1 protein-coding gene is annotated in these 1,045 nt (G+C 70.3%); it reads left to right on the top strand.

Annotated features, from left to right (window positions below):
- Nucleotides 1-1,045: MSCRAMM family adhesin SdrC (locus tag KGQ19_RS48700; protein ID WP_230420586.1), on the top strand; the 1,045-nt coding region annotated here is incomplete at both ends.

Here is a 1,045-nt window from a genome sequence, read left to right as displayed (position 1 = left end):
CCCCCCACCAGCCCACCCTCGCCACCCTCATCAAAGGCCTGACCCAAAAAGACCCCGACCGCCCCACCAGCCTCGACCGCGCCTTCGCAGAACTCTCCCGCCTCGGCGCCCCCCTCGAAGCGGAGCACGGCGCGGACACCCTGCACGAGGCCCAGGCCGCCAGCGCCGAGGCCGAGGCCGCCGACGAAACCGAGGCCACGGACGAAGCGGGGACCGAACCGGCTGCACCCACGCAAGCCATATCCACCGCCGAGAGCCCTGCCGAGAGCGGCGAGAACGAGTCGCCAGCCGACGACGACCCCGACGCGACCCACGTGTCAGAGGCCGACGACGACCCCGACGCGACGCACGTGCCGGAAGCCGAGGACGAAGCAGCCGATGAAGCAGCCGACTCCGACACCCGCACGATGTCCGTCCTCCGCAAACGCGACGCGATTCCCGAGCCGGCCCAGCAGATCTCGGCCCCGGACCCGACCGATTCCGACAGCGACTCGACTCATCAAGCGCCACTGATCGCCACCGATGAGGCACCCCAGCAAGTCCCGGAACCGGATGCCGACAGCCAGCAAACCCGCCAAGTCCCGGCCCTCGCCGCCAGCGACGCGATCCCGGACACCGACGGCGATACCAGCAGCGACAGCGAATCGACCCAGCAACTCCCGCCGCCCGATGCCGACAGCCAACTGACCCACCAAGTCCCGACCATCCCCGCCGCCGACGCGATCCCGGACACCGACGGCGATACCGACAGCGAATCGACCCAGCAGATCCCGCCGCACGACTCGGATAGTCAGCAAACCCGCCAAGTCCCGACCCTCGCCGCCAGCGACGCGATCCCGGACACGGACACCGACAGCGACAGCGACAGCGACAGCGACAGCGACAGCGAGTCGACCCAGCAGCTCCCCGACTCCGACAGCACCGCGACCCGCCCGGTCCCCATCGTCGCGGCGGCGGTCGTCGAAGCGGCAGCCGTCGTCGAGTCCACCCAAGAAGTCACCTCGCCCGACGACTCGGCCACCAAGTCTCTGCCGATCCCCTCGCC

Origin of the sequence: Catenulispora pinistramenti (genome assembly GCF_018274385.1) — a bacterium.
GTDB lineage: Bacteria > Actinomycetota > Actinomycetes > Streptomycetales > Catenulisporaceae > Catenulispora > Catenulispora pinistramenti.
The sequence above is the reverse complement of the archived record's forward strand: the minus strand, read 5'-3'. Positions and strand labels throughout refer to the sequence as shown.